Source organism: Aquimarina callyspongiae (genome assembly GCF_034322225.1).
Taxonomy (GTDB): Bacteria; Bacteroidota; Bacteroidia; order Flavobacteriales; family Flavobacteriaceae; genus Aquimarina.
Genome location: NZ_JAXLPA010000004.1, coordinates 289,217 through 313,250 on the forward strand (window position 1 = coordinate 289,217; position 24,034 = coordinate 313,250).

At 30.0% G+C, this 24,034-nt stretch carries 25 protein-coding genes and 1 pseudogene; 23 read left to right on the top strand and 3 right to left on the bottom strand.

Annotation, left to right across the window (positions count from 1 at the left end; genetic code table 11):
* Window positions 1-9: 9 nt before the first annotated feature.
* The 23 genes and pseudogenes from U0D62_RS17825 to U0D62_RS17930 all read left to right on the top strand — a co-directional run bounded on the left by U0D62_RS17825 (window position 10) and on the right by U0D62_RS17930 (window position 22,067).
* Entirely contained in the window at window positions 10-654 is a 645-nt protein-coding gene (locus U0D62_RS17825) for an SMI1/KNR4 family protein (RefSeq protein WP_322288685.1), read from the top strand.
* A 93-nt stretch (window positions 655-747) separates the two neighbouring features.
* Window positions 748-1,278: a GNAT family N-acetyltransferase gene (locus U0D62_RS17830; protein ID WP_322289104.1), complete on the top strand. Its 531-nt coding sequence runs from the start codon at window positions 748-750 to the stop codon at window positions 1,276-1,278.
* A 114-nt stretch (window positions 1,279-1,392) separates the two neighbouring features.
* The gene (locus U0D62_RS17835) at window positions 1,393-2,496 is read left to right on the top strand and encodes a serine hydrolase domain-containing protein (protein WP_322288686.1); all 1,104 of its coding nucleotides are present in this window, start codon (window positions 1,393-1,395) and stop codon (window positions 2,494-2,496) included.
* 35 nt (window positions 2,497-2,531) lie between these two features.
* Window positions 2,532-3,068 (top strand): GNAT family N-acetyltransferase, encoded by a 537-nt coding sequence (locus U0D62_RS17840; RefSeq protein ID WP_322288687.1) that lies wholly within the window; start codon window positions 2,532-2,534, stop codon window positions 3,066-3,068.
* A gap of 325 nt (window positions 3,069-3,393) precedes the next feature.
* The gene (locus U0D62_RS17845) at window positions 3,394-3,924 is read left to right on the top strand and encodes a hypothetical protein (protein ID WP_322288688.1); all 531 of its coding nucleotides are present in this window, start codon (window positions 3,394-3,396) and stop codon (window positions 3,922-3,924) included.
* A gap of 148 nt (window positions 3,925-4,072) precedes the next feature.
* Window positions 4,073-5,818, top strand: a complete 1,746-nt coding sequence (locus tag U0D62_RS17850) for a S41 family peptidase (protein WP_322288689.1) — start codon at window positions 4,073-4,075, stop codon at window positions 5,816-5,818.
* A 166-nt stretch (window positions 5,819-5,984) separates the two neighbouring features.
* On the top strand, window positions 5,985-6,686 hold the full coding sequence (locus U0D62_RS17855; protein ID WP_322288690.1) for a hypothetical protein: 702 nt from the start codon (window positions 5,985-5,987) through the stop codon (window positions 6,684-6,686).
* Between the two features lie 101 nt (window positions 6,687-6,787).
* A complete protein-coding gene (locus tag U0D62_RS17860) occupies window positions 6,788-8,086 on the top strand; it encodes a M1 family aminopeptidase (RefSeq protein WP_322288691.1) in 1,299 nt (432 codons plus the stop codon).
* Window positions 8,087-8,129: 43 nt separating this feature from the next.
* The gene (locus tag U0D62_RS25545) at window positions 8,130-8,192 is read left to right on the top strand and encodes a DUF6985 domain-containing protein (RefSeq protein WP_416135553.1); all 63 of its coding nucleotides are present in this window, start codon (window positions 8,130-8,132) and stop codon (window positions 8,190-8,192) included.
* Window positions 8,193-8,381: 189 nt separating this feature from the next.
* Window positions 8,382-9,149: a hypothetical protein gene (locus U0D62_RS17865; protein WP_322288692.1), complete on the top strand. Its 768-nt coding sequence runs from the start codon at window positions 8,382-8,384 to the stop codon at window positions 9,147-9,149.
* 101 nt (window positions 9,150-9,250) lie between these two features.
* A complete protein-coding gene (locus U0D62_RS17870) occupies window positions 9,251-9,811 on the top strand; it encodes a hypothetical protein (RefSeq protein WP_322288693.1) in 561 nt (186 codons plus the stop codon).
* Window positions 9,812-10,004: 193 nt separating this feature from the next.
* A complete protein-coding gene (locus U0D62_RS17875) occupies window positions 10,005-10,580 on the top strand; it encodes a DoxX family membrane protein (protein WP_322288694.1) in 576 nt (191 codons plus the stop codon).
* Window positions 10,581-10,746: 166 nt separating this feature from the next.
* Window positions 10,747-10,851: pseudogene (locus U0D62_RS17880) on the top strand (DUF2200 family protein); the annotation flags it as partial.
* A 102-nt stretch (window positions 10,852-10,953) separates the two neighbouring features.
* Window positions 10,954-11,682 carry a hypothetical protein gene (locus U0D62_RS17885; protein ID WP_322288695.1) on the top strand — a complete coding sequence of 243 codons (729 nt, stop codon included), beginning with the start codon at window positions 10,954-10,956 and terminating at the stop codon, window positions 11,680-11,682.
* A 1,174-nt stretch (window positions 11,683-12,856) separates the two neighbouring features.
* A complete protein-coding gene (locus U0D62_RS17890) occupies window positions 12,857-13,594 on the top strand; it encodes an acetolactate decarboxylase (RefSeq protein ID WP_322288696.1) in 738 nt (245 codons plus the stop codon).
* 153 nt (window positions 13,595-13,747) lie between these two features.
* Complete coding sequence (locus U0D62_RS17895) at window positions 13,748-14,305, top strand: hypothetical protein (protein WP_322288697.1); 558 nt, start codon at window positions 13,748-13,750, stop codon at window positions 14,303-14,305.
* A 385-nt stretch (window positions 14,306-14,690) separates the two neighbouring features.
* Window positions 14,691-15,152 (top strand): helix-turn-helix domain-containing protein, encoded by a 462-nt coding sequence (locus U0D62_RS17900; RefSeq protein ID WP_322288698.1) that lies wholly within the window; start codon window positions 14,691-14,693, stop codon window positions 15,150-15,152.
* Between the two features lie 196 nt (window positions 15,153-15,348).
* Window positions 15,349-15,954, top strand: a complete 606-nt coding sequence (locus U0D62_RS17905) for a histidine phosphatase family protein (protein WP_322288699.1) — start codon at window positions 15,349-15,351, stop codon at window positions 15,952-15,954.
* Between the two features lie 692 nt (window positions 15,955-16,646).
* Entirely contained in the window at window positions 16,647-18,386 is a 1,740-nt protein-coding gene (locus tag U0D62_RS17910; RefSeq protein WP_322288700.1) for a hypothetical protein, read from the top strand.
* Window positions 18,387-18,424: 38 nt separating this feature from the next.
* A complete protein-coding gene (locus U0D62_RS17915) occupies window positions 18,425-19,105 on the top strand; it encodes a hypothetical protein (protein WP_322288701.1) in 681 nt (226 codons plus the stop codon).
* Window positions 19,106-19,192: 87 nt separating this feature from the next.
* Entirely contained in the window at window positions 19,193-19,381 is a 189-nt protein-coding gene (locus U0D62_RS17920; RefSeq protein WP_322288702.1) for a hypothetical protein, read from the top strand.
* A gap of 187 nt (window positions 19,382-19,568) precedes the next feature.
* Window positions 19,569-21,299, top strand: coding sequence for an AIPR family protein (locus tag U0D62_RS17925; RefSeq protein WP_322288703.1), 1,731 nt, complete (start codon window positions 19,569-19,571; stop codon window positions 21,297-21,299).
* A gap of 93 nt (window positions 21,300-21,392) precedes the next feature.
* Window positions 21,393-22,067 (top strand): hypothetical protein, encoded by a 675-nt coding sequence (locus U0D62_RS17930; protein ID WP_322288704.1) that lies wholly within the window; start codon window positions 21,393-21,395, stop codon window positions 22,065-22,067.
* A 31-nt stretch (window positions 22,068-22,098) separates the two neighbouring features.
* On the opposite strand, the gene U0D62_RS17935 is transcribed toward U0D62_RS17930, so the two are convergent.
* The 3 genes from U0D62_RS17935 to U0D62_RS17945 all read right to left on the bottom strand — a co-directional run bounded on the left by U0D62_RS17935 (window position 22,099) and on the right by U0D62_RS17945 (window position 24,025).
* The gene (locus tag U0D62_RS17935) at window positions 22,099-22,596 is read right to left on the bottom strand and encodes a hypothetical protein (protein ID WP_322288705.1); all 498 of its coding nucleotides are present in this window, start codon (window positions 22,594-22,596) and stop codon (window positions 22,099-22,101) included.
* An 81-nt stretch (window positions 22,597-22,677) separates the two neighbouring features.
* A complete protein-coding gene (locus tag U0D62_RS17940) occupies window positions 22,678-23,403 on the bottom strand; it encodes a hypothetical protein (RefSeq protein WP_322288706.1) in 726 nt (241 codons plus the stop codon).
* Window positions 23,404-23,449: 46 nt separating this feature from the next.
* On the bottom strand, window positions 23,450-24,025 hold the full coding sequence (locus tag U0D62_RS17945) for a hypothetical protein (protein ID WP_322288707.1): 576 nt from the start codon (window positions 24,023-24,025) through the stop codon (window positions 23,450-23,452).
* Window positions 24,026-24,034 lie beyond the last annotated feature (9 nt).

The window sequence follows — 24,034 nt, forward strand, 5'->3', positions numbered from 1 at the left end:
TGACCAAAAATGAATAAAGCAGAACAATTAATTCAAAAATTTAAATCAAAATTAGACATATTTAACCTGTTCCTTTCAGAAAGAGCTACTGACGAAGAAATAACAAAAGCAGAAAAAATAATTGGAATAACATTTCCTAAAACTCTAAAAGACTTATTAAGAATAACTAATGGTGAAGGAAATAAAAAGTATAAATACGGAATAGGTCTTGGGATTCTAGGGCTCTATTTTCTTTCTATTGATGAAATTATTATGGAATGGCAACGTTTTAAAGAATGGGATGATTATGAAAAAGAAGTTTACCAGGAACGATTACTAATAACAAATATTTATAACCCAAAACGAATTCCTTTTGCTTCAGATGGGTCAGGTCAATTGTTATGTATTGACTTTGATCCTAATACTCATGGAGATAAAGGACAAATTATATATTTACCTTGCGGAGAACCAGAGCCAACCTCGGTTATAGCCAAAAATTTTGATGACTATGTTGAGTTTATTATAAAAAGTATTGAAACTGAAAGAATAGTTTTAGTAGATGAACGAGAGGATTGGGACGAAGAAGATTGGGAAAATGCAGAACTCTATTTTGAAAAAACTTGGAAAGATGATTGGACAGATGTTGCAGATGAATATAACGCTAATATGAAATAAAAGCTATACACAACAATTATGTGTAATGAATATGCATCCATCGGGATGCAAAAGTATTATTCAAGAGATGTTGTGATACAGATAAAAACACATATAAAATTGAAAATAAGACAAGAAAATAGAAACGATTTTAAAGAAGTTTTTAGTCTAATTGAAAAAGCATTTAAATCAGAACAGTTTAGTGATCATAAAGAACAGTTTTTAGTAGAACGATTAAGAAAATCAAAAGCCTTTATTCCCGAATTGTCTATGATTGCTGAAACTGAAGGGAAAATTGTCGGACATGTTTTAGTAACTAAACTGAAAATTAAAAATGAGTTGAAAGAATTTGACTCCTTAGCACTTGCTCCAATTTCTGTTTTACCTGAATTTCAAAATAGAGGAATTGGAGGAAAACTAATAATTGAAGCACACCAAAAAGCAAAAGAATTAGGGTATACATCTATTGTTCTTCTTGGGCATGAAAAATATTATCCAAGATTTGGCTATGAACAAGCAGACAAGTATGAAATTAAATTACCTTTTGACGTTCCTAAAGAAAATTGCATGGTAATCGAACTGGTAGAAAATGGATTAAAAGGAGTCAGCGGAACCGTTGAGTATCCTAAGGAATTTAATGAGTAAGAAAAATATAGCACCACAACAATGTGTATATATTTGTAAAACGTTAGATATAGTTTGGGTATATATACTGTTACATATTCTTACGTTGTGGGTAATTTGAGAAAAATAAAACATATGAATAAACATCTTTGGGCTTTATTGGCTTTTTTTATAATTTCCAGTACATCAACAGCTCAAGAAAAAAAAGAAAAATTCTTAAATGAGCTAAAACAAGAGGTTCAAAAAGAAAAAATTCCAGGATGCGGAGTGGTCGTAATCAAAAATGGACAAGTAGTAATTTCCGAATCTCTTGGGATGTCTGATTTTGCTTTTTCCGTACCCGTTGACAGTACTACGATTTTTTCTATCAACTCACTTTCAAAAATATTTGCGGGTACAGCAATCATGCAATTAGTAGAAAATGAAAAAATAAACCTGTCAAACCCTATCTCAGATTATTTGGGTGACTTGCCTATAAAATGGCAAAAAATTACCCTTCGCCAACTATTGAGTCATACGTCAGGGCTACCTGATATCGAAGACACCAAAAATGGAGGTCTCATTGGAGGAAAAGGAGAAATATTTGCTTTGGAAAAAGTAAAAAATGAGAACATTCGATTTAAGGCAGGTGAAAAATTTGACTATATCCAGACAAATTATGTTTTGATTTTAAAACTGATCGAAAAAATAAGCGGAATGACGTACTTACAGTTTTTGCAAGAAAATCAGTTTGACAAAATTGGAATCAACAAAGAGATTGTTTTTGGTAGTTCTTTTGAGATTGTTCAAAATAAAAGTTCCACTTATAGCTATTACCAAAAAAACAAACTAACTAACAAATACGAAAAAGGAGAAAAATTATTCGAAATTTCAGAAGATTTCTCTCCACTTGTTTGGGCAGATGCTGGAGCTTTCGCAACAACTTACGCTTTGACCAAATGGATAATAGCTTTAGAAAATGAAGTATTCATAACAAAAAGAAGTATAGAAGAAATGTGGACCGCCGTACCATTAAATAGTAATCAATATGGCGGATTTGGTGGATTTCTCAACGGATATGGATATGGATGGCCTGTTATAATGCGAGAAAATCATTCAGCCGTTGCACCCATTGGAGGTGGGCGTGCATCTCTGATTGTATATCCCAAAGATAAGCTTACAATTATTCTTTTGACAAACTTAACAGGTAGTTCTCCACAAAAAATAATTGAGAAAATAGCTTACCATTATTGGGAATAGAAAAACTATCTGTAACGAGATGTATAAGTAATAAAATGAAAACTTTGATAGAAACAGAAAGATTATTGTTAAAGGAAATTACCTTGGATGATGTCGAGGAAATGTTTCTGTTGCATTCTAATGCTGACGTACAAAAGTATACAGGAGAACCTCTGGTTGAATCTATAGAAAAAATGGAACAGCTAATACAAACAAGAATTAAGAATTATGAGAAATATGGATACGGAAGATGGGCTACCTTTTTAAAAAAAGAGATGCAGTTTATTGGCTGGGCTGGTTTAGCATATCTGCCTGAATTTGATGAAATCGATCTTGGTTATAGATTCTTACCCAAATATTGGGGAATGGGTTTTGCAACAGAAGTATCACATGCAATTTTGAGATATGGATTTGATAAACTAGAATTAAAACGAATAATAGCAATTGCCATGAAGGAAAATAAAGCATCTATAAGAGTGATGGAAAAAGTTGGGATGCAATTTGACAAATTTGCACCCTATGAAACTGGAGGTGCAGATGTTGCTTGGTATTGGTGTAACAAAAAGCTTATAGCAAAAAATAAACACCGTTAAAAAAACACTTATTCAAGCTGTTAGCAGTAATTATCAAAAAACAGGAAAGGTTAAAAGTAACAAAAAGAGCCAATTCGAATATTCCGAACTAGTTTCATAATATACCGATAAACAACCTTTTACATATTAATTTATTACTCTAAACCTATAAAAATTCTCAAAAAACCTCTACCCCTATCCATCTCAAGAACTTTCATGTTCAGAAAAATTTCGTTTCTTTCTAAAATTCATTAATTACAAAATAATCGTAGATTATACGTCTATAAATGGTTAAATATAATTTGGGTATATCTTATAAAGTTAGATACTGTTTAAAACGAAAATTATGAAACCAATTACAAAATTGTACATAAAGACTTTTTTATTCACAGGGATACCATTTGGACTAATTATGTTGGGGTTTGATTTAATAGATGGAGATGGATTTAAATTATGGAAATATTTGTTTATGACTTTCTTTTTTGGAATTACTATGTCATTAATTTTGGTTTCTTTTCATAGGTTTAGGTTAAAAAAGAATGGAATTCAGGAAATTACTAATGAAAATGCAGGAGTAAATCAAACGAGGAATCTGAAAACGGAATTAAATAAATCCGACCTCATTGAAAAACTAAAAAAAGATCCGGTTATAGGAAAAATGAAGATAACAGAAATTGATAATGGAATCTTATTAAAAACTGGTACGACGTGGAAATCCTGGGGCGAAGAAATCAAAATTTCTCTAAAGTCTGCTAACAAAAATGATTTTGAATATACTGTTTCAAGTAGTCCAAAATTAAAAACAACATTATTTGATTATGGAAAAAATCTTGAAAATGTGACCAGAGTAGAAAACGTAATAAAAAACATTACCTAACAATATATAACAAATCATAGCTAACTTGGGTAATCCAAGCTAGTTATATGAGACGTTATGCCTAATTTGAAAAATACCCAAATAACAGGCAACCTTTTCTATAACTTTTTGCGTCTCTACTAATATTACATAATAGTAATTATTTAATATGAAACAAAATCCAATGAAAGCCCTAAGTACTTTCCTTCTAATTTTTCTTAGTTTTTGTAATACTTTTTCCCAGACTAATAACATTAATATCAAAAATACAATTGAATATTTTCATCAAAGAAATGAAGCTGTAAACTTGGTGAAGAATAAAAAATGGAAAGAGTCCGCTGTGATCTTAGAAAGTCTAACGGAGCAATATCAAAACGATGCCGATTTATTTTATTTATTAGGACTTTGCTATTATCAAATTGAACAGTATCAAAATGCTATTATCTCTTTAAAAAAAGCTCTAGACTTTGGAGGAACTATTTTACGAGGAATTCCTACAGGTTCTGCACCATCAAACGATATTATGATAAAAATTGCTAAAGCATATGCTAAGGATGGCGATAAGAATAATTCTATATTATGGTTACAAAAAGGATTTGCATCACGTTATGACGAAAAACCGTTCTTAAAAAACAATTCTACTTTTAAGGATTTTAAAGAAGACGCAACTTTTCTAAAGCTATTTGGAATTGATAATCAAGAAAATATAACCCGTAAAGAAGCCTGGATTAGAGATATTACTTATCTAGAAAAACGAATAAATGAGTTGCACTATAGTCCTAATCATACCATTTCTAAAAAAGATTTATCTAAAGAAATAACAGATATAAAATCCAAAATTGAATCGTTACCTAATGAACAGATTGTAGTAGAACTAATGAAATTGATTGGACGTTTAGGCAACGGACATAATTTAATTATCCCAACGTCTCCTAAAGAAGGGGCTTTAAAAAAATTACCTGTTCAATTTTATCAATTTAACGATGGTATATTTATTATTGATACTGAAAAAGGCTATGAGCAATGGCTTGGTTATAAAGTAGAATTAATTGAAAACACACCAATTGAAGAAGCTCTTAAAAAAACAAATACTGTAAATGCAAGAGATAATGATATGCAAACAATTTGGTTAGGTTCTTATTATTTAGGATTACCAGATGTATTGCAAGGTTTAGGAATCATTAAGAATACTAGTGAAGTAACAATTACTATAAGTGATACAAAAGGAAAACTTACTAAAGTAACCATGAATCCTATTGCCTGGAATTTTTCTGGCTTCCCCAAAATGCCAAAACTAAAAACTAAAAAACAACCACTATTCCTATCAGAAATTAAAAATCCATATTGGTATAAATTACTACCTGAAAATAATAGTATTTATGTTCAGTTTAATGTGGTCACACAAAAGAAAACACAGTCGTTAAAGGATTTCAATATAGAAATCCGCAGTCAAATTACTGAAAATAAGATTCAAAATTTGATTTTAGATTTAAGGCACAATCACGGTGGAAACGGTTCAATATTACCACCTATGCTAAAAACAGTCATCAATTTTGAAGTTATGAACCCTAAAGGGAAAATTTTTGTGATAATCGGATCACAAACTTTTTCTGCAGCACAAAACTTATTAACTGATATTACAAAATACACAAATTCAATTCTAGTAGGCGAACCTAGTGGTTCAAAACCAAATCACATTGGAGAGGCCGGTTGGTTTCAGTTACCATATTCAGGACTAATGGGAGTGATTTCCACACAATTTCATCAAACATCAAAAGCAGAAGATAATCGCAAATGGATTGCTCCACATATTCCTGTTAGTTTATCATCAACAGACTACTTTACTGGGAACGATAAGGCTTTGAATAGTATAATGGAAGCAATAAAAACTTCAGAAACAGGAAATAAAAACTAAACATAATATCGTATATAAATAATTGCTACATTTAGAACTTAAAAACAAAAACATAGTCCCACTTTCATCGGCTGACTTTTATACTGAAAATCATTCTCACAAAATCGCAATTATTCATTTACAAGACCATTGTATGACATCGAGCTTTTAGAATAGAATTTATGATATGAAAAGACTTTTGATTAGTTTATGTGTTATTATTTATGGATTTTCATCATTGATGGCTCAAGACATAATTGATAGTGGAGATATTACATTAATTAAAGAATTCCGGGTTGATAATGAAAAAAGGTTTTCTTTTGGTCAAGTTTACAAAAAAAATGATTTTGAAGATCTAACAAAATTTGTCAAGCGAATTCTGGATGACAAAAGTATCATTCACCATGGAGTATTTGAACTTAATGAATTTCGTAACTGTATCGTGTCGTTTGCTACTTATAAATTTCAGAAAACTTCAATCATCATTGGCTTACTACTTGAACCTACAAGTTCTAAAGACAAGTATAAACTCCTAAAAATCATGGAGATGAGTTCAGGTTGTGGAGAACAACCTGAAGTAGTATCAGTATTTCTTCATAATGCAGATCCTAATGCTATTGGACGAGAATTAATAATACACGCATCGGATTATTGTGGGAAACACGGAGAATACAATTATGTATTTGTATACAATGGTTTAATCTCAAATAACAAACTAGAGCTAAGCAACTATTTATCTGAACATTGTGATTATTCAGAAGAAAAAATAGATGGTAAATGGGATTATGACATGGGAAATGAAAATGCAGAAGAAAAAAGATATAATAAATGTAAATATTCTAATTTAAAGTCAATTAGAACTTATTTTAATAATTTGGTAAAAGAATGAACTGCATAAACGGCAAGTATTGCACATGTCTTATCAAACACATATCATATCTAAACCGTTCTCATCAATCAAAAAAACACAATCAAAAACAAAACTTTAGGATGAAATTGAAAAAACTGTTACTACTACTTTTTTTAAGTTATCTCCATAGTTTTCATATAGAAGCGCAATCTTTAAAATCAAGTGGATTAGATGTTTTAGAATATCATGTGCATCTAGAACCATTTTTTTCTAAGAATACAATAGAAGGTAGCGTATCCATAAAATTCAAAACATCAACACAAACAGAAAAAGTAGTATTTGACTCAGGAGAATTAACAGTTACCAAATTAGAAGGAAAGCATACTAAAGGATTTACCCAGAAAGGAAAAAAAACAACGATTTCATTATTTCCAAATGAAAACAATATTTATGAAATAAAGCTACATTATAATGGAAGCCCGAAGAAAGGTTTAGTCTTCTTAGATAATTCTCAAAAACTATATACGGTCTATTTTACAAGTGAATGGATGATATGTAACGCAGCTCCTGATGATAGAGCAACCATAAAACTTGATTTATTAGTACCAAAAGAAACAATAAGTGTAGCAAGTGGTAATTTAAAAGGTACTAATAAAATAGGGGATAAAATTAAATATTCATGGCATCAGAATTATGAGACTCCCGCATATACCTATGGATTTACGGTTGGCTCTTTTAATACGTTAGAGAAAGAGTATAATGGAATAGCCTTGAAATATTATTCAGCAGATTATAGCAAGGAAGAGCTTAAACAGATCTTTCAATACACAGAAAATATGATGAAATTTTTTGAGGAAAAGACAGGAATTACTTTTCCACAAAAAGCATATTCTCAAATTTTAATTGGCAATCATTATCAAGAAATGTCAGGGTTTGCCATATTAAGAAAATCATATGGCAAACTGGTCTTAAAGGACAGTACAGAAACAAACTTAATATCCCATGAATTGGCACATCAATGGTGGGGCAATATGATTACCTGTAAAAACTGGAAACACTTTTGGTTAAATGAGGGGTTTGCAACATTTATGTCTGCTGCTTATAATGAATATAAATTTGGAACCGTAAAATATCAAGCAGATATAAATTCATACAAAAGAGTTTATGAAAAAATAAAATCAAAAGGAAGAGATAAACCTTTAGTATTTAAGAGATGGTTAAATCCATCAGGAGATGATAGAAATATAGTATATTTTAAAGGAGCCTATGTCTTACATTTATTAAGAAAAGAACTTGGCGAAGAAGCATTTTGGAGTGCAATAAAATATTATACGCAAACCTATTATGGAAAATCAGTGACTACAAAAGATTTTCAGCTAGCAATGGAAAAATCTTCAGGAAGATCATTAGAGAATTTCTTTAAAAAATGGATATATTGAATGCTTATTTACTCTTAAAAAATGGTCTGATAAGGATATTTATATTAGTGTAAAATGCAATTGTGAATGGGAAGAAGAGCACGGACTTCAAATAGTTTTTAGATAACGTAAAATGATTACACGAATTAGTGGAATTGATGGACATATAACGGAAGCTGATGCGTATGAGAAAGATGAGATAGTGAAAATAATTTATTAAATGAATATAATAAAATCTATGGTTAACAAAAAATAAACTATATAGAAAAGCATTTTACATTATACCTTTGTCGCAATTAAAAAATGAATCCAAAAAATGAGAATAAGAACTAAAAAAGATATTGAAAAATTAGATAATAAAATAAAAGATGAACTTGGAGTAGATGTACAAAAATATAGGAATGAAGAAGTTGTAGAAAATTTTGTAGAACTATTGGTTTTTCCTAAATATATTATTAATTGGGTAATTAGACCAGTTTTAATTTCAATAGTAATTTTCATTATAGGATTCTTTATTTTCGATTTAGTCCATATCGAATATGTCATTTATGGAATTATTGGGCTTATCCTTTTTTTGGCAGCCGGAATCTTAAGTGGTTTGCTTTTTCTGATGTGGAAAATGAAATCGGATATGTGGGGAATTATAAATTATTCCCTAGAGATTATGAAATCAGCAGTTGCAGATATTAATCAAGTTAACAGCCAAGTAAATAAAGAAAATAGAAAGGATGTCCTTGGTCTACTTTTCAAAGGGATAATTCATATAGTTACAATTCCAATGATTTCAAAAGTAATATCGGGCAAAGTTCCATTTATTGGCGGAATTGTAAACAAAATAGTTAAAAAGATTTTAACGTTAGTTTCTGATAAAGTTAAATTTGATGAAGAAAAACTAAAACAAGAATTAAATAAAGGAGAAGGTGAACCTGACGCTTTAAAGGCTTATTTAAATTCAATCTCTTCGGCTACCAAAGGATTAGAAAAAATTATGAATTTCACCTTCGGTGTAGCACAGTTCCCTTTGAAAATAGGGTTTGTAATTACATTACTATTTCTTGTATTTTTCCTTTATCTGATAAACTAAATTAGAAAAGAAAACAGCAACTAACAAAGTGTATAAATATAGTAGCTTCGTCACAATAATTTCTAAAAGCAATGCTTTAGGAAGGCAAAAACAGATTACTCATGAAACTTCTAATTAATTTTACCTTATTCTTATCTTCCTTTACGATTCTAGGACAAAAGTTTCATACCGAGTTTAAGTACGCTGATTCTATACATAAAGGCATCTCAATTCAGAACAGTTATCCAAAAGGCGGACTAAAATATACAGACTTCTATGGCAAAGAATATGTTTATGTGATATTTTGGACTTCGGTGACTAATCAAACTGCCTCAGACATAGAACTAACCATTGATTTTCCGATTAATCTATTTACAATTTCCATCTCACAAGGCGCAACATTTCAATTATATGTACCAAAGGAAAAAATGACGCTCAAAAAACATACTTTGTTCGATTATGGTCTGGATATAAAATCATTTTTAGATGAGAACATAGATATACCATCTGCAATATCCACCACCATTTGTGCCAATGATTCTTATCATTTTTATGTCGTTGCACTTTCTAATCGAGGAGCTAATGGAGTGGTGAGAGCCGGATTCGAGTTACAAAAACAAGATCTGTTTTATAAATTTAACGATTACAAAATCCGTTGCGGACAAATTGTAACCATACATTAAAATGAATAATATATTTTTTAAAGTATGGTTTTGAATGTGGTTTGAATAGCAAATAATCATTGCTCAATATTATGCAAAGCTAGTTGCTCGTCAATAAAATTCTAGCGGAATTTTCTCTGGTTAGTTTCTGTTTGTTACTTTTAAGGTTTAACCTTACACTAAACAATTAGCATTAATCAAAAAAAGAACAAAATTGAAAAAAGATAAAATAATAGATTTTGGAGTTTTAGCACTACGCTGGTATTTAGCATTCTATATGATTAGTTATGGCTGGAGTAAATTGACATTAAGCCAGTTTGGGGTGTATGATCCCTCAATTTTAGAACAGCCGATTAAGGATATAGACAGTTTTTACGTGGCTTGGCATTTGTATGGGAGAAGTACATTTTTCAATATTTCGACTGGTGTTTTAGAAATTATAGGTGGCATACTACTGATTTTCAATAGAACTGTGTTAATTGGAGCTTTATTAGTGCTATCAATATTGGCTCAAATTTTAATCATAGACATTGCTTTTACTACAGGAATCCATGGATTTGCACTTCCGGTCAGAATTGGAGGAATGATTATAGCCGACCTACTCATTCTATACTATTATAGGCACAAAATCGTAATCGTCTGGAAAACCCTCACCAATGGAATATCTACAAAATTCAAATACAAATGGTGGGTATTTTTGATTTTACCAATCGTTGGTTTCTTAATGGATTTTGTATTGGGTATTTTAACTTTACCTGTAAAAATACTTTTAAATTGGATAACAAAATAAACCGAAAAGCAACAATTACTGTAGGTTCAACTATTTCTGAATTCGTTCAGAATTACAAAAGTCAGTTCTTAGCTAAAAAATTACTAACTTAAAATTTGTAACTTTTCATACAAACACATTGGTAGTAAGACAAGGCTTTTAGATTAAAGCACCAACCCTATAAGATATGAGCACAACACCAGAACACGATGAGAGAATTGCAAAAATAACGTTTGTATCTGTATATCCTCACTATGTTACAAAAATTGAGAAGAAGGGTCGCATAAAAGAACACTACAAAAACACACTACTACTAACACAACGTATACACTAGAATGTCTGCTATAGATCGCACTCTAGATATATACAGCACTTACAATAATTTGAATATAAGATGGATAACATACGTAATATCATTAAAAAAGCACAGGACGATTTATTTCCTGAGTTAGAAGCAAAAATCCGTTCAGAGTTGGAGAAGAAAGATAAAGATTGGCTTATAGACCAGATTATTTATCTTACTTGTGAGCGACACAGTTTGCAAGAACAACGGAATGATCTTGAAGATATAAAGAAGCGTTTGACTCGAATTAATAACACAGGTTACGATGATCAATCTGTAGTAGATTTTATAGATACCTATCAAAAAATGAACAGAGAGAACCTCGAAGCGTCTGGTTTTCTTATAAATCCACCTCATCTGGGCTTAGCAACTATTGAATCCCATCAAAGATCAAAAAAAGGAGAAAACCTGCTTGAAGAAGCTCAGGATATACTCTATGTGGCTTTATATGGTGATAAAACGATAAATGTTCATCTAACACGCGAACAAGAAGAAATTTTAACTATAACACTACCACAAAGTAAATCAGAAGTGCTGTCTTTTCTTAAAGCAGTAACAGAAGTAAATACTACAGGAACCTGGAAAGATCCAGAAGGAGTTTCAAACGATGATCATGCCAATAACGTCGGACTACAGGTCGAGTTTAGTAATAATAAAAAAGGTACTACGGGAACTGCAGTGTTTGTAGCATTAAACCTAATCAACCTCTTACAAGTAAATGAACAAATCCTTTATGCCCATATGGAAAAAGTAGAACGTAGCTCATTACAGTCGTTATAAGAAAAAAATACGTCAGTCAGAGGCGTCCAATAAAATTTTATCCAGTGAATCTATTGACGTTCCAAAGCAGAGCTTTGAAAACCTTTTTTCACCAGTATAAGATTTGTTTTGTGTTAAAAAATCTTGAAGCCTTGGAAAGATTTTAGCAAAACAAATCTGATTTTCAGTGAAACTGAAAAATACCTTGAAAAAAGCGCCTTTTCTTTTGATTCGTTTTCTTTGGGCGGGCAAAGAAAATGAATAGAAAGTTAAATCAAAGAAAATTAGATAAATTTTTAAGAATACTTAAGTCTATAAAAAACAAATTGTTATGAAATACGTCAATGGTAGTATTTTTGTGGTAGCAAATTAGCCTGTCCTCAACTTGATTGGGGATATCGAAAACTAGTGTTTTTTAACCCAACCTCGACCTAAGAAAATTTACGTCAGTCTGAGTGTCCTGAACTCATTTCAGGATATATCGAAGACTAGTAAATTTTCAATCAAAGCCTTCTTATGCTATGCCTACCCAAAAACACGTCAGTCAGAGGCGTCCAATAAAATTTTATCCAGTGAATCTATTGACGTTCCAAAGCAGAGCTTTGAAAACCTTTTTTCACCAGTATAAGATTTGTTTTGCGTTAAAAAATCTTGAAGCCTTGGAAAGATTTTAGCAAAACAAATCTGATTTTCAGTGAAACTGAAAAATACCTTACGACATAGCGTAAGCTGTGGGCGAGTTGGTGAGATGGAGCGCCTTTTCTTTTGATTCGTTTTCTTTGGGCGGGCAAAGAAAATGAATAGAAAGTTAAATCAAAGAAAATTAGATAAATTTTTAAGAATACTTAAGTCTATAAAAACAAATTGTTATGAAATACGTCAATGGTAGTATTTTTGTGGTAGCAAATTAGCCTGTCCTCAACTTGATTGGAGATATCGAAGACTAGTGTTTTTTTTACGCACTCCCCTATCATTCCTAACTTATCAAAATCTCTAATTCTCAAAAACCTTCACCCCTACTCACTCCCACAACTTTCATTTTCGGGAAAATTTCCTTTTCTTTAAAATTAGTTAATTACAAAATAATCGTAGATTATACGTGTATTATACATTTATAAATGATTAAATATAGTTTGGATATATGTAATGGTATGTATATCTCTAAGTTGGCGGTAATTTGACAAAAACGAAAAAATTGAATTTAAATATAAAACATATAACATTTGGACTTCTGGTAGTTGGGCTGATAAGTTGTAATTCAATACAGAAAGAAAATAATTCAAAAGAAGTAAAAACTTATCCTGACATTAAAGTTGTTGGGGCAATGAAAAATGTGATGTGGAAAGGAGAATTAGGCAGTAGTATCAGCATTGACACTATTTCGAACAAAACTGGACTTTTTGGACTTGGACCTGTAAGCTACTTAACAGGGGAATTGCTTATTAATGACGGAAAAAGTTATGCGTCTAAAGTAACTTCCGACACGACAATGACAGTGAAAAAAACATTTGATGTTTCTGCACCTTTCTTTGTCTACGGTAACGTGACTGAATGGAATGAAATTGAGCTACCAACAAATGTAAAGACCATTAAAGACATAGAAAAATTTATTGATAGCAAAACAATTGATTTCAAAAGACCTTTTACCTTCAAATTAATCGGTCAAGTTTCAAGTGCAATTATTCATATTCAAAATTTACCCGAAGGAACGAAAGTATCATCGCCTGATGAAGCACATCAAGGACAAACCAATTATGAATTAGAAAATGAAAATGTGGAAATAGTTGGATTTTTCTCAACAGAACACAAAGGAGTTTTTACACATCACGATTCGTTTCTACATATGCATTTGATAACAAAAGACGAAACCAAAATGGGGCATTTAGACGAGCTAAAAGTCGAAAAAATGAAATTGTATTTACCCAAAAAATAAAAACTACCGCCAACAAGATGTATAATTAATTACCTGATTAAGTGTCACTTGGTAAATCCTTCGGATTTTCCTAAGGTTCGGTTTCCTTTTGCTAAGTTAGTTGTGCGAGACTCGCAACTATCCATACACAAACGGTTGTATATCATTTAAATTATGAAAAATAAGATAGGATTTTATATCGGAATATTTTTTTTCATTTTGTTCCTTTTTTCCTGTAATTCAAAATCAAATGAATTAGAGGAATATATTATTATTTCGGAAATCATAAATCATTCTTACGGAAAGAAATCAGATGACGAAAATAGATTAGGTTGGATTGACTCAACAAAAACATATAATTCACTTCTTGTTCTTGACCATACAAATCTCAGAGAATTTGATCTTGAAACTCTTAATCAATATTTGATTTTTAATAATCTTAAAGATTTTTCAATTGAGGATTTCAAAGTAAAAAAGAAATGGGATATGACAAAAATCAAAGAATTCAATCGTTATAAACTCGAAGTAATGAACGGCCAATCCATTAAGAGCCCATATATTGGAATGATACAAATTTCTTCTATAAGCTTTAACAAAGAAATTAATAAAGCCATAGTTTATACTTCTTTCCTTTGTTCAGGAAATGCAGATTGCGGTGAAGGTCTAGTTTATCATTTAAAAAAAGGAAATAAATGGGAAGTCAAAAAAGTTGAAAGTTTATGGGAATCCTAAAATAAAAACAGTAAGCAACAATTTATATATTGCATATACCATAGGCAAACGCAACCTACACAAACCGTTGTCTTTAATATTGAAGATATCACTAAACTCCAAAATTTAGATTTTAGTTCAATGTCGTTTTAAGAAAAAAATTGAAAGTAATTATAGAATATTGTTATATAAAATCTGAATTCTTACTCAAACGTGAACTGAAAATCGATTTAAAAATAAGCGAATATTAGAATTTAATTATATGTTGCGCTTTTTTATTTATCATTAAAGAATGGTGTCATAGTACTGTCATATTTTTGTCATAGCTGTGTCCCATAACTTACGACATCAAAAAAAGTTTACTATTTAGCTTTGCATCATAATAATATTAAACGAACAAAAAATAATGGATTCTAATACAACTAGTTTAAGAGATATTAAAAAAATGAGATTAGAGCGACATTGGTCACAAGAACAATTAGCAGAAATGAGCGGGTTAAGTATAAGAACTATTCAACGAATTGAAAATGGAGAAAATGCAGGTTTAGAATCATTAAAAGCTTTAGCATCTGTTTTTGAAACTAATATTACAGATTCTAATAAGAAAGAAGAAATAGAACAAATTAGAAAAGAAGAAGAATATGTTGAAAAAGTAAAAGGGTTTTACAAACTTCTTGGGCTGGCTATATTCAGCTTGATTATATTCTTCATTCTTGCTGTTTTTAATTCAGAAGCTTGGTTTTTATTCTTTTATATGTTGATTTATTGGGCGCTTTTTCTGGGAATTTATTCTCTTAATTATTTTGATTTCTTTGGAGAAGAATGGAAGAGAAAAATTATCAATAAGAAGTTTAAAAAGAAAGAATGATTTTTAATTAGTAATAACGAATTACAAAGCTGATAAAAACACTAAAGACAACAACGTATAAAAATAATGGAAAAAATTCTGATAAAACAAAAGATAGTAACAACAATAAACTTTGGTTCAAGCTGAAAGGTTTGTGAGTAGAAGTTCGCTACTATTGATAGCCGGGTCGTTATCCGTAATTATAAATAAATCAAAAATGAAACGAATTTGTCTGATTACTCATTGTGAAGCCACACATACCGTAGACGGAAGAGTTGGTGGATGGTTCAACTCTGATCTGACAGAAAAAGGAAAACAGCAAGCATCTCAATTGCCAGGTAAGATCAGAGAATTAGGTTTTGATTTTCAAAATTTAACCGTTTATAGTTCAGACTTAAAAAGAGCTACCCAAACAGCTCAGATTTTGACAAGCGGGACAAATACACCACCCATTCTCGATCAAAGGCTTAGAGAAATGTCTTTTGGAACACACGGCGGAATGATACAAAGTGAGCATAATAAAATTATGATACCTGTTAGTCCCAATGGAAACAGACTAGATCATCAGATATGTAAAGGAGCAGAAAGCAGAAGAAATGTAGCAGAACGCATATGTCAATTTGTTGATGAGATCATGCAATTAGAAAAAGATAAAATAGTAGTAACACATGGATTTGCCGCAACTTTTTTTATCGCAGCTTTTCAAAAAATTGAAATTTCATCGATGGGTTATATCAATTACATGCTTAATCCTGGTAGTATTTCAATACTCGAAGAAGATAGTATATTTAGAAATAGAGTTGTCAAGCTTTTAAATGGGTAAAACCCACATAACAATATATATAAAATCATAGCCCCCATTCTATTGTTACACTTCACATACTAGCCAATAAACTAAATCACTGAACTTTAAAACAAACTGAATATCAATAGAAAAACAAAAAAACCTTAACTCAAAAAAACTAAAAATTAAGTGAGTAATAAAAGTTTTTTTAATCCAACCTCAGCTAAGAAAATTTACGTCAGTCAGAGTGTCCTCTACTCTATTCGGAATATCAAAAACTAGTGTTTTTTAACCCAACCTCAACCTAAGAAAATTTACGTCAGTCTGAGTGTTCTGAACTTGTTTCAGGATGTATCGAAGACTAATAAATTTTCAATCAAAGCCTTCTTGCTTTAAACTTACCTAAAAAAACACGTCAGTTTGAGTGTTTTTGTGATAGCAAATTAGCCTGTCCTCAACTTGATTGGGGATATCGAAGACTAGTGTTTTTTTCACGCACTCTCCTATCAATCTTAACTTATCAAAATCTCTAATTCTCAAAAACCTTCACTCCTATCCATCTCCACAACTTGCATTTTCGGGGAAATTTCCTTTTCTTTAAAATCGATTAAGTACAAAACAACCGTATATTATACGTGTATTATACGTGTATTATACGTTTGTAAACGGATAAAAATAGCTTGGATATATGTAATGGTATGTATATTCCTAAGTTGGGCATAATTTGACAAATGATTGAGAAAATTCAAATAACAAACATAAAGGGAATTGGTAATAACACATCTAATTCAACATTTGAATTCGAATTGCGGCCTAATAGACCGCATATTTTCGTTGCGCCAAATGGTTTTGGGAAAAGTTCTTTTGCTACTACATTTAAAAAGCTAAAGCCAACAAAAATTGTTTTAGAAAAAAATGATTTTTACAAGAAAAACGAAGCAAACAAACCACAAATTGAATTGACTTATTCTGATGGTGTGAATAGTTCTACAATTATCGCTAATGAAAATTCAAATCAGTTAAGAGCAAATTTTAGTTGGTTTGTAATTAATAATCAAATTTTTGCGAAAGCAAAAAAGAATAGAATTGGAGGAACAGTTATAGCTTCTGCTTCATTAGAAACACCACCTATAGTTCTATCCAGTTCAATACCCGAAAATTTGGCATTCTCATACTTAGTCAGCGACCAAAGAAACATTTTCGGAGCAAATGGAAAAGTTCTTAAGAATCTAACAGGATTATATGCAAATAGTGAATTCATAAAACAATTAAGTTCTCATTATACAACCCTTCAAAGAATTAATGGGCCAACTTTCCAGAATCGAATTAATGCTTTTAAAGATCGAGTAAATCAACAAAATGAAACAGCTGAAAACATTTTGAACTGGATAGAAGCTAATGAGATTGATTTTCTTAATGCTACAAATAATCTGTCCACACTTGCTAATTTCATTTCAACATTTGATTTAGGATATACAACAACAGCTGATAACTATTTAACTGCAATACAACTTTCAGTAGATTATAATCGCGACCCTAATCATTTTAAAAATGCTTGTACCAGAAAAATTTATGATTTAGAAAAATCTAAATACACAAAAGTATTTGAAGATTTCAACTCAAGTTGGCAGGATTTTAAACCAGAGGAAAAAGATGGAAAACTTATTATATCTATTCCAAAGACTGTACACATTTCTAACGGACAGCGTGATGTAATGTGCTTCATTGCATTATTGAAAAAAGCTGAATTAAGCCTCGAGAAAGATAATTGTATACTTATTATAGATGAGATTTTTGATTATTTAGATGATGCAAATTTGGTAGCAGTGCAATATTATGTTACCCAACTAATAATGAAAATGAAGGCTAAAGGCAAAAATTTGTATCCGATAATTTTAACTCATTTAAACCCACTCTTTTTTAAAAATTTTACTTTCAGTAAACAAAAAGTACATTTCATTGAAAAGAGAGAAGCAAAAATAAATGCTCATTTTAAAAAAATTCTTTTGAATAGAAGTCATGTATCTATTGAAGGTAATCTTTCTAAATATCATTTACATTATCAACCCAATCCCATAAACATTAGACCAGAGTTTGAAGCTCTGAATTTAAAACCAACTTGGGGCAATTCTTCTGTATTTGATGCTTACACTGAAGGTGAATTTGATAAATACTGTAATAAAGAGGATGAATATGATCCTTTTGCAGTCTGTTGTCAGATTCGTAAAAAAGTAGAATTATACGCTTATGATAAAATAGGTGACCCTGTTTTTAAACAAGAGTTTCTTGACACACACAGAACTTCAGAGAAATTAAAATATGCTGAAAGTAAGGGAATAGTAATTCCCGAAACATATTATCTATTAGGAGTAATATATAATGATGGAATGCATTATAAAAATAACGATGATGCTATTGCTGGAAAGCTGGAAAATTTAACCATAAGAAAAATGGTTAGTGAAATAAATTAAAAACTATGCCAAACAATGACTATTAACATTTATTGAAAATGGAAATCGAAGAAGCCATCTATAACTATTATCTGAGTCAAGAATCAGCAAGGTTTATTCCCGAATCTAAATGTGAAAAATTCGAAGTTTCCCTGAACAAATTTGAAGAGGTGTATATCGATACGGAGGAAAGACTAAAGATGAAATTGACAAATGGAAAGTGCAGTAGATTATTAAAAGAACAAATAACAAGACATAGATTGAACCTAGGAGAAAAATTTTCTCAAAAAATTGGTTTCTATAATGCCTCAGAAATCATAGATATAATTGGTCACCTAGAACAAGACGAACTGAGTGGTTCTGACTTTACAGGAGAAACCTTGATTGGTTTTTCTAAAGTACACCACGGAACTTATTCTGGAATTGGTTATTCTGTGATAAGGAACATAAAAGAGTACTGGTTTAAAAGAGGAAAAATAAAAGATAATCGAAGGAGAATATTCAATGACTTTCTTAAAAAATACGAACAGCATGGAATTGTATCTGTAGCGAATGCGATGCATACCCATGCCATGCACTCCAAAGACTTAAAGGGTGAATGGATAATTTACAAGAAAGTTGATGGAAAGAAATACTTTTTATGCTTAGCAACACATAAAGAAGGAGATGAAGTCATTTATGACAAGAAAATAAAAACATGCTTGGAAGAATTTCCAGAATTGAAAAAAAACGAATGCTAACAATTTTTATAGTTCATTTGCTCCCTTCTGGAAGCAAACGCACAATACAAGAGACGTTGTAGCACATTTAAAACAAAAAACTAAATTATGAAATACAAAACCGTAACCGTTCAAGTCTCTTCTACAATGAGTAGAGATTTAGATTTTAAAGAGTATGAATTTCCAAAAGTGAATGAATATTTAGAAACTGATTGGATGATTAAAGAAGTTATTCCATCAACAACAAATCAGAACGTTGGATTTTTATATTTGACATTTATTCTGAAAAAGGATTAAACTAAAAATGACTATCTACAACAGTAATGGGCGTCTCAAGTTTTATAGTCAAGATGCCATTCATCTTTACGTCTTCAATAGAGATCATTTAGATTGGTTTAATAATGGGAGATAAAGGACAGATAATATGTAATAGTAGATATATTTCTACTCTACAGATAATTAACAAGAAAATAAATATAAAAAGATGGATGCTATAACGAAGAGTTTTCTAAACGAATTCACAGATAGTAAAGGCTATGATTCATTAACCCAGAGTGAACAATTTGAAATGTTTACTAATTTTTGCATAGTTAATAAAGAGTACGATTCTGTTTCATTTGATGAGAAGGAAATTTCAACAGGGAAAAACACTCAGGGAATTGATGGAATTGGTATTATTGTAAATAATAAGCTTTGTAATTCAAGTAATGAAATTCAAGAGTTAATTGATTTAAATAGAACTTTAATCGTATCTTTTGTTTTGATTCAATCCAAAACATCATCTAAATTTGATGGTAAACAAATTGATAATTTCTTTAGGTGGACAAAATCATTTTTTAAAGATTCTCCTGACTTATTTGTTACTGACGAAATGAAGAATTTCATAGATATGAAAGAGTTTATTTATAGTAACTCTAAATATATGAAAGAAAGAAATCCTATTTGTAATCTTTATTTTTGTTCAACTGGCAAATGGGTAGAAGATTCAAATTTACTTGAAGTAATAAATGGAAACAAAGAAGAACTTGATAATTTAAATTTATTTGAAGACATTAACTTTACTCCTTGTGATTCAAAAAAGCTTCAATATCTTTATAGAAAAACCAAAGAACCTGTTGAAGCATCAATTAAATTTGAGAGAAAAGTAACTATTCCAACAATTTCAAATATCAAGGTTGCCTATTCCGGAATGATACCTTTTTCAGAATTTAGAAAAATTATAATTGATGACACTGGAAAAATGAAATCGGTTTTTAATGATAATATTAGAGATTATTTAGAACAAGAGAATAATGCAGTGAATTCAGATATTGCTCAGACTCTAAGAAATGGAGATTTAGATTCATTTTGCATCTTAAACAATGGAGTGACAATTGTTGCTGATGAAATATCAGGAGCAGGAGATAATATTACGATTACCAATTATCAAATAGTTAATGGTTGTCAAACAAGCAATGTTTTGTATGAAAATAGAAGTGTAGAAGGTATTGAAAAAATGCACGTTCCAATAAAAGTTATTGTAACCAACAAAAACGATATTAAAAGTCAAATTACAAGAGCTACAAATAATCAAACTGCTGTTGATGCGGTTGAACTTGAAGCTTTAACAGAATTTCAAAGAAATCTAGAATATTATTACAATGCTCTTCCTAATGATGACTTTAAGCTTTTTTATGAACGAAGAACCAATCAGTTTAAGAATTCTGACATTCCAATGAACAGGATTATCAATAGAGAAACTCAAATTAAAGTATTTTCATCAATGTTGCTAAATAAACCACATCTAGTTGCCGGTTATTATGGTAAGTTAATAAAAGAAATGGGGGAAGATATTTTTAATGCATCACATGATTATTTACCATATTATACAAGTGCTATGACATATTTTAAGCTAGAACAGTACTATAATCAAAACAAACTTGATAAGACATCTCGTAGATTTAGGTATCAAATCTTGATGATTTTTAGATTTATTGTTTCCCCTCAATCAGTACCTTCTTTAAAAGATAAAAAGAGAATAGATGCATTTTGTAATCAAATACTCGCAATTTTGAAAAATGAAAAATTAGCAATTGAAAAATTTAAAAAAGCTATTAACTTTCTGAGGAGTGAACAACTAGATCTGAATTTCAATGATAGAAAAACTGTTGAAAGAAAAAATACGACAGATATCATTGAATTCGGATTGAAAAATGAATATTTAGTGAATAATTAGATATAAATCTATAACAATTTATATGAAATTATAGCACGCTTAGGGATATAACAATTTATATATTAACTGTAACAAGTAATATAGAAAAGAAAAATGAAAATTCTTAATCTAATTTTTACTAGGCATTATAATATAGGAAATTGTAATTCAAAAGAATTACTTAAGATTATCGAAAGTATAAATCCTGACGTTATTTTTGAAGAACTTGAAAAAGCTACTTTTAACAGGATATATAAAGAGAATAAACAAACTACATTAGAAACTGATGCTATAAAGAAACATTTAAATAAACAAGATATTCCTCATATTCCTGTTGATACTTTACCTAGACCATTAAACTTCTACGAGAATTGTAAAAGAATGCGAAATAAAATATCCGGAGCAACATCTCGAGATGCATTTGATTATAGAAACTCTATAGATAATCTAATTTTAGTAACAAACAAATATGGATTTGATTTTCTAAACAGTGATACTAATGATAAATTACTTCAAGAAATAGACGTTGCAAAAGAAAAGGTATTGAAAACTATTGGAGACAAAAAATTACACCACATTTCTACGTTGGAAAATAAAATAAATGAGAAACGAGAAGATGAAATTCTTAATAATATTTATACTTATTGTAAGCATCGCACTTTTAATCAAGCAATAGTATTTATCGGTTCAGGTCACAGGAAATCTATACTTAAAAAAATTGAAGAACGAAGTAAGGTCGAAGACATAAAATTAAATTGGCAACTCTTAAAAAGGCAAAACCCCGAATAAACGGGGTTTTAATAATCAAAATCTAATTCTTTTAATTAGCCAAACTAGACATTAAGTCTTTGTCAAATATTATTCTTGATTTTTGAAAAGTATCATTTTTATCTCCTATAATCACTTGTATATCATATGCTTCTTTTTGCCAGATAAATGTAAGAGGTGATTCATCAAAGGTACATTCCTGTAATTCATAAGTCGTACTTGATGATTCAAAAAAATCAACTTTTACCGGTTCTCCTATTGATATAATTTCACCTTTTTTATACATACTATCAGGTTCTCCATATTCTTCTACCATACTATCGTAAAAGGGTCTGTCTATGATTTCATCAATATATATAGTAAAATTTATAATCAAATCATTCTTATCTGTAGCAATAAAAATCATTTGATACGGTTTGCCTAAAAAATCATTCACTACATCAAGCATATATATGTCTCTCTCAAGAGATTGTCCTTCTGTAGTAGAATATGCTTCAGGAATTTCACTGATATGTCTTCCAAGTAAATCTAATGGTATGTTATTGGTCATAAGTAAAAATAGTGAGTTAAACAGTTTTTATAAAGAAGTGGTTATTCTTAATGTATCCAATAGAGTATTAATCATACAAACTCAATGCTTCTTAAAAAAATTATTCTCCTCTTTTATTTCTTTGATTTCATGCAGCTTAACAAAACCGTCCTTACCATGAACACCATAAATCACTAAATGTCCCTCATTTATTTCTTTTATAGGCACCATCCACTTTCTATAGGTACGATCAGCATAATAAATAATAAAGTACGTTTTATCTAGTTTTTTTAATTTGTATTTGGGACAACTATCTTCTCCAGCAATAAGTTTAAATTGATCAGAACACATTAAATCGTCGAACCTAATATTATTATGCGGTCTTAAAAAAGTAGCACCATAAAAATGTTCATAGTTTTTATTTAATATTTTCTCAATAGGATGATTAATAATGGTTGGTAAGAGCTTAACATATTTATATGCTACAGTATCAGAAATCATCCCTTTATCTGTAACAACATTTACCTCGTCATATTCGGTTAAAAAAATATCATTTTTTAATTTATACCTACTCTCTGAGTATTCTTCATTTTCACCCTTTTTAAATACTTTATTTTTAGCATCAATCTTAAGTTTCGTTTTGGAGTACAAACTATCAAAACTATAAATTAAAAGCTCCTTTTTAGTAATTTCAATCACAACGCTTTCAGGAATAGAATAAGTACTATCATCATCTATTCGTGCCCATTTACCAAGTACATCTTGTCCCTGCATACAATACAGAGATAAAATGGATAAAAAGACTATTATAAAAATCTTACTCTTCATAATTAAAATAGATATTATAGGGAATCAAAGAATTCCCTATAATATTTTAGAAATATTGGTTAAAAAAGAAAGCATTAAACAAAGTAAACTTCCCAAATACAACGTCTTCAAAACTAACATCTTTAATAAGATGGTTATGCAATTCATCTTTTAATAATATAAAACTGTTTTTTTCAACAGTTTCATGAATTTTTTGAAGTGTTTCATTTAAAAAATCAATATCCAAATTAGTTGTTTTTTTTAAACTACTAAAAGGATTTACTTCCAATTGACTTATCTCACTTTCTCGGACAATTAACAAATAACATGGAATTAATACACTTGTGTATAAATTTATTTGATAATATTTATCCTCAAATTTTTTGCTGAGTTGAAGGTTATGAGACCTATCCAATGAAGTATAATAAGTCATATCAATAAATCTCATCTTTTCCTTTTCTGAAATCCTTGACACCAAATCTTTATGAATTCTATGAGTCTCCAATTCAGATGTTAATTTTTCATCAATTGTTTCTTTTAACAACTTAAATTCAGAAGTTTCTTTATAAAGTTCTTGATTATAAGCATCAATTTTTTTGGGATAATATTTGTATACTATTTCTTCTAATTCTTTTATTTCCATACATCTAAT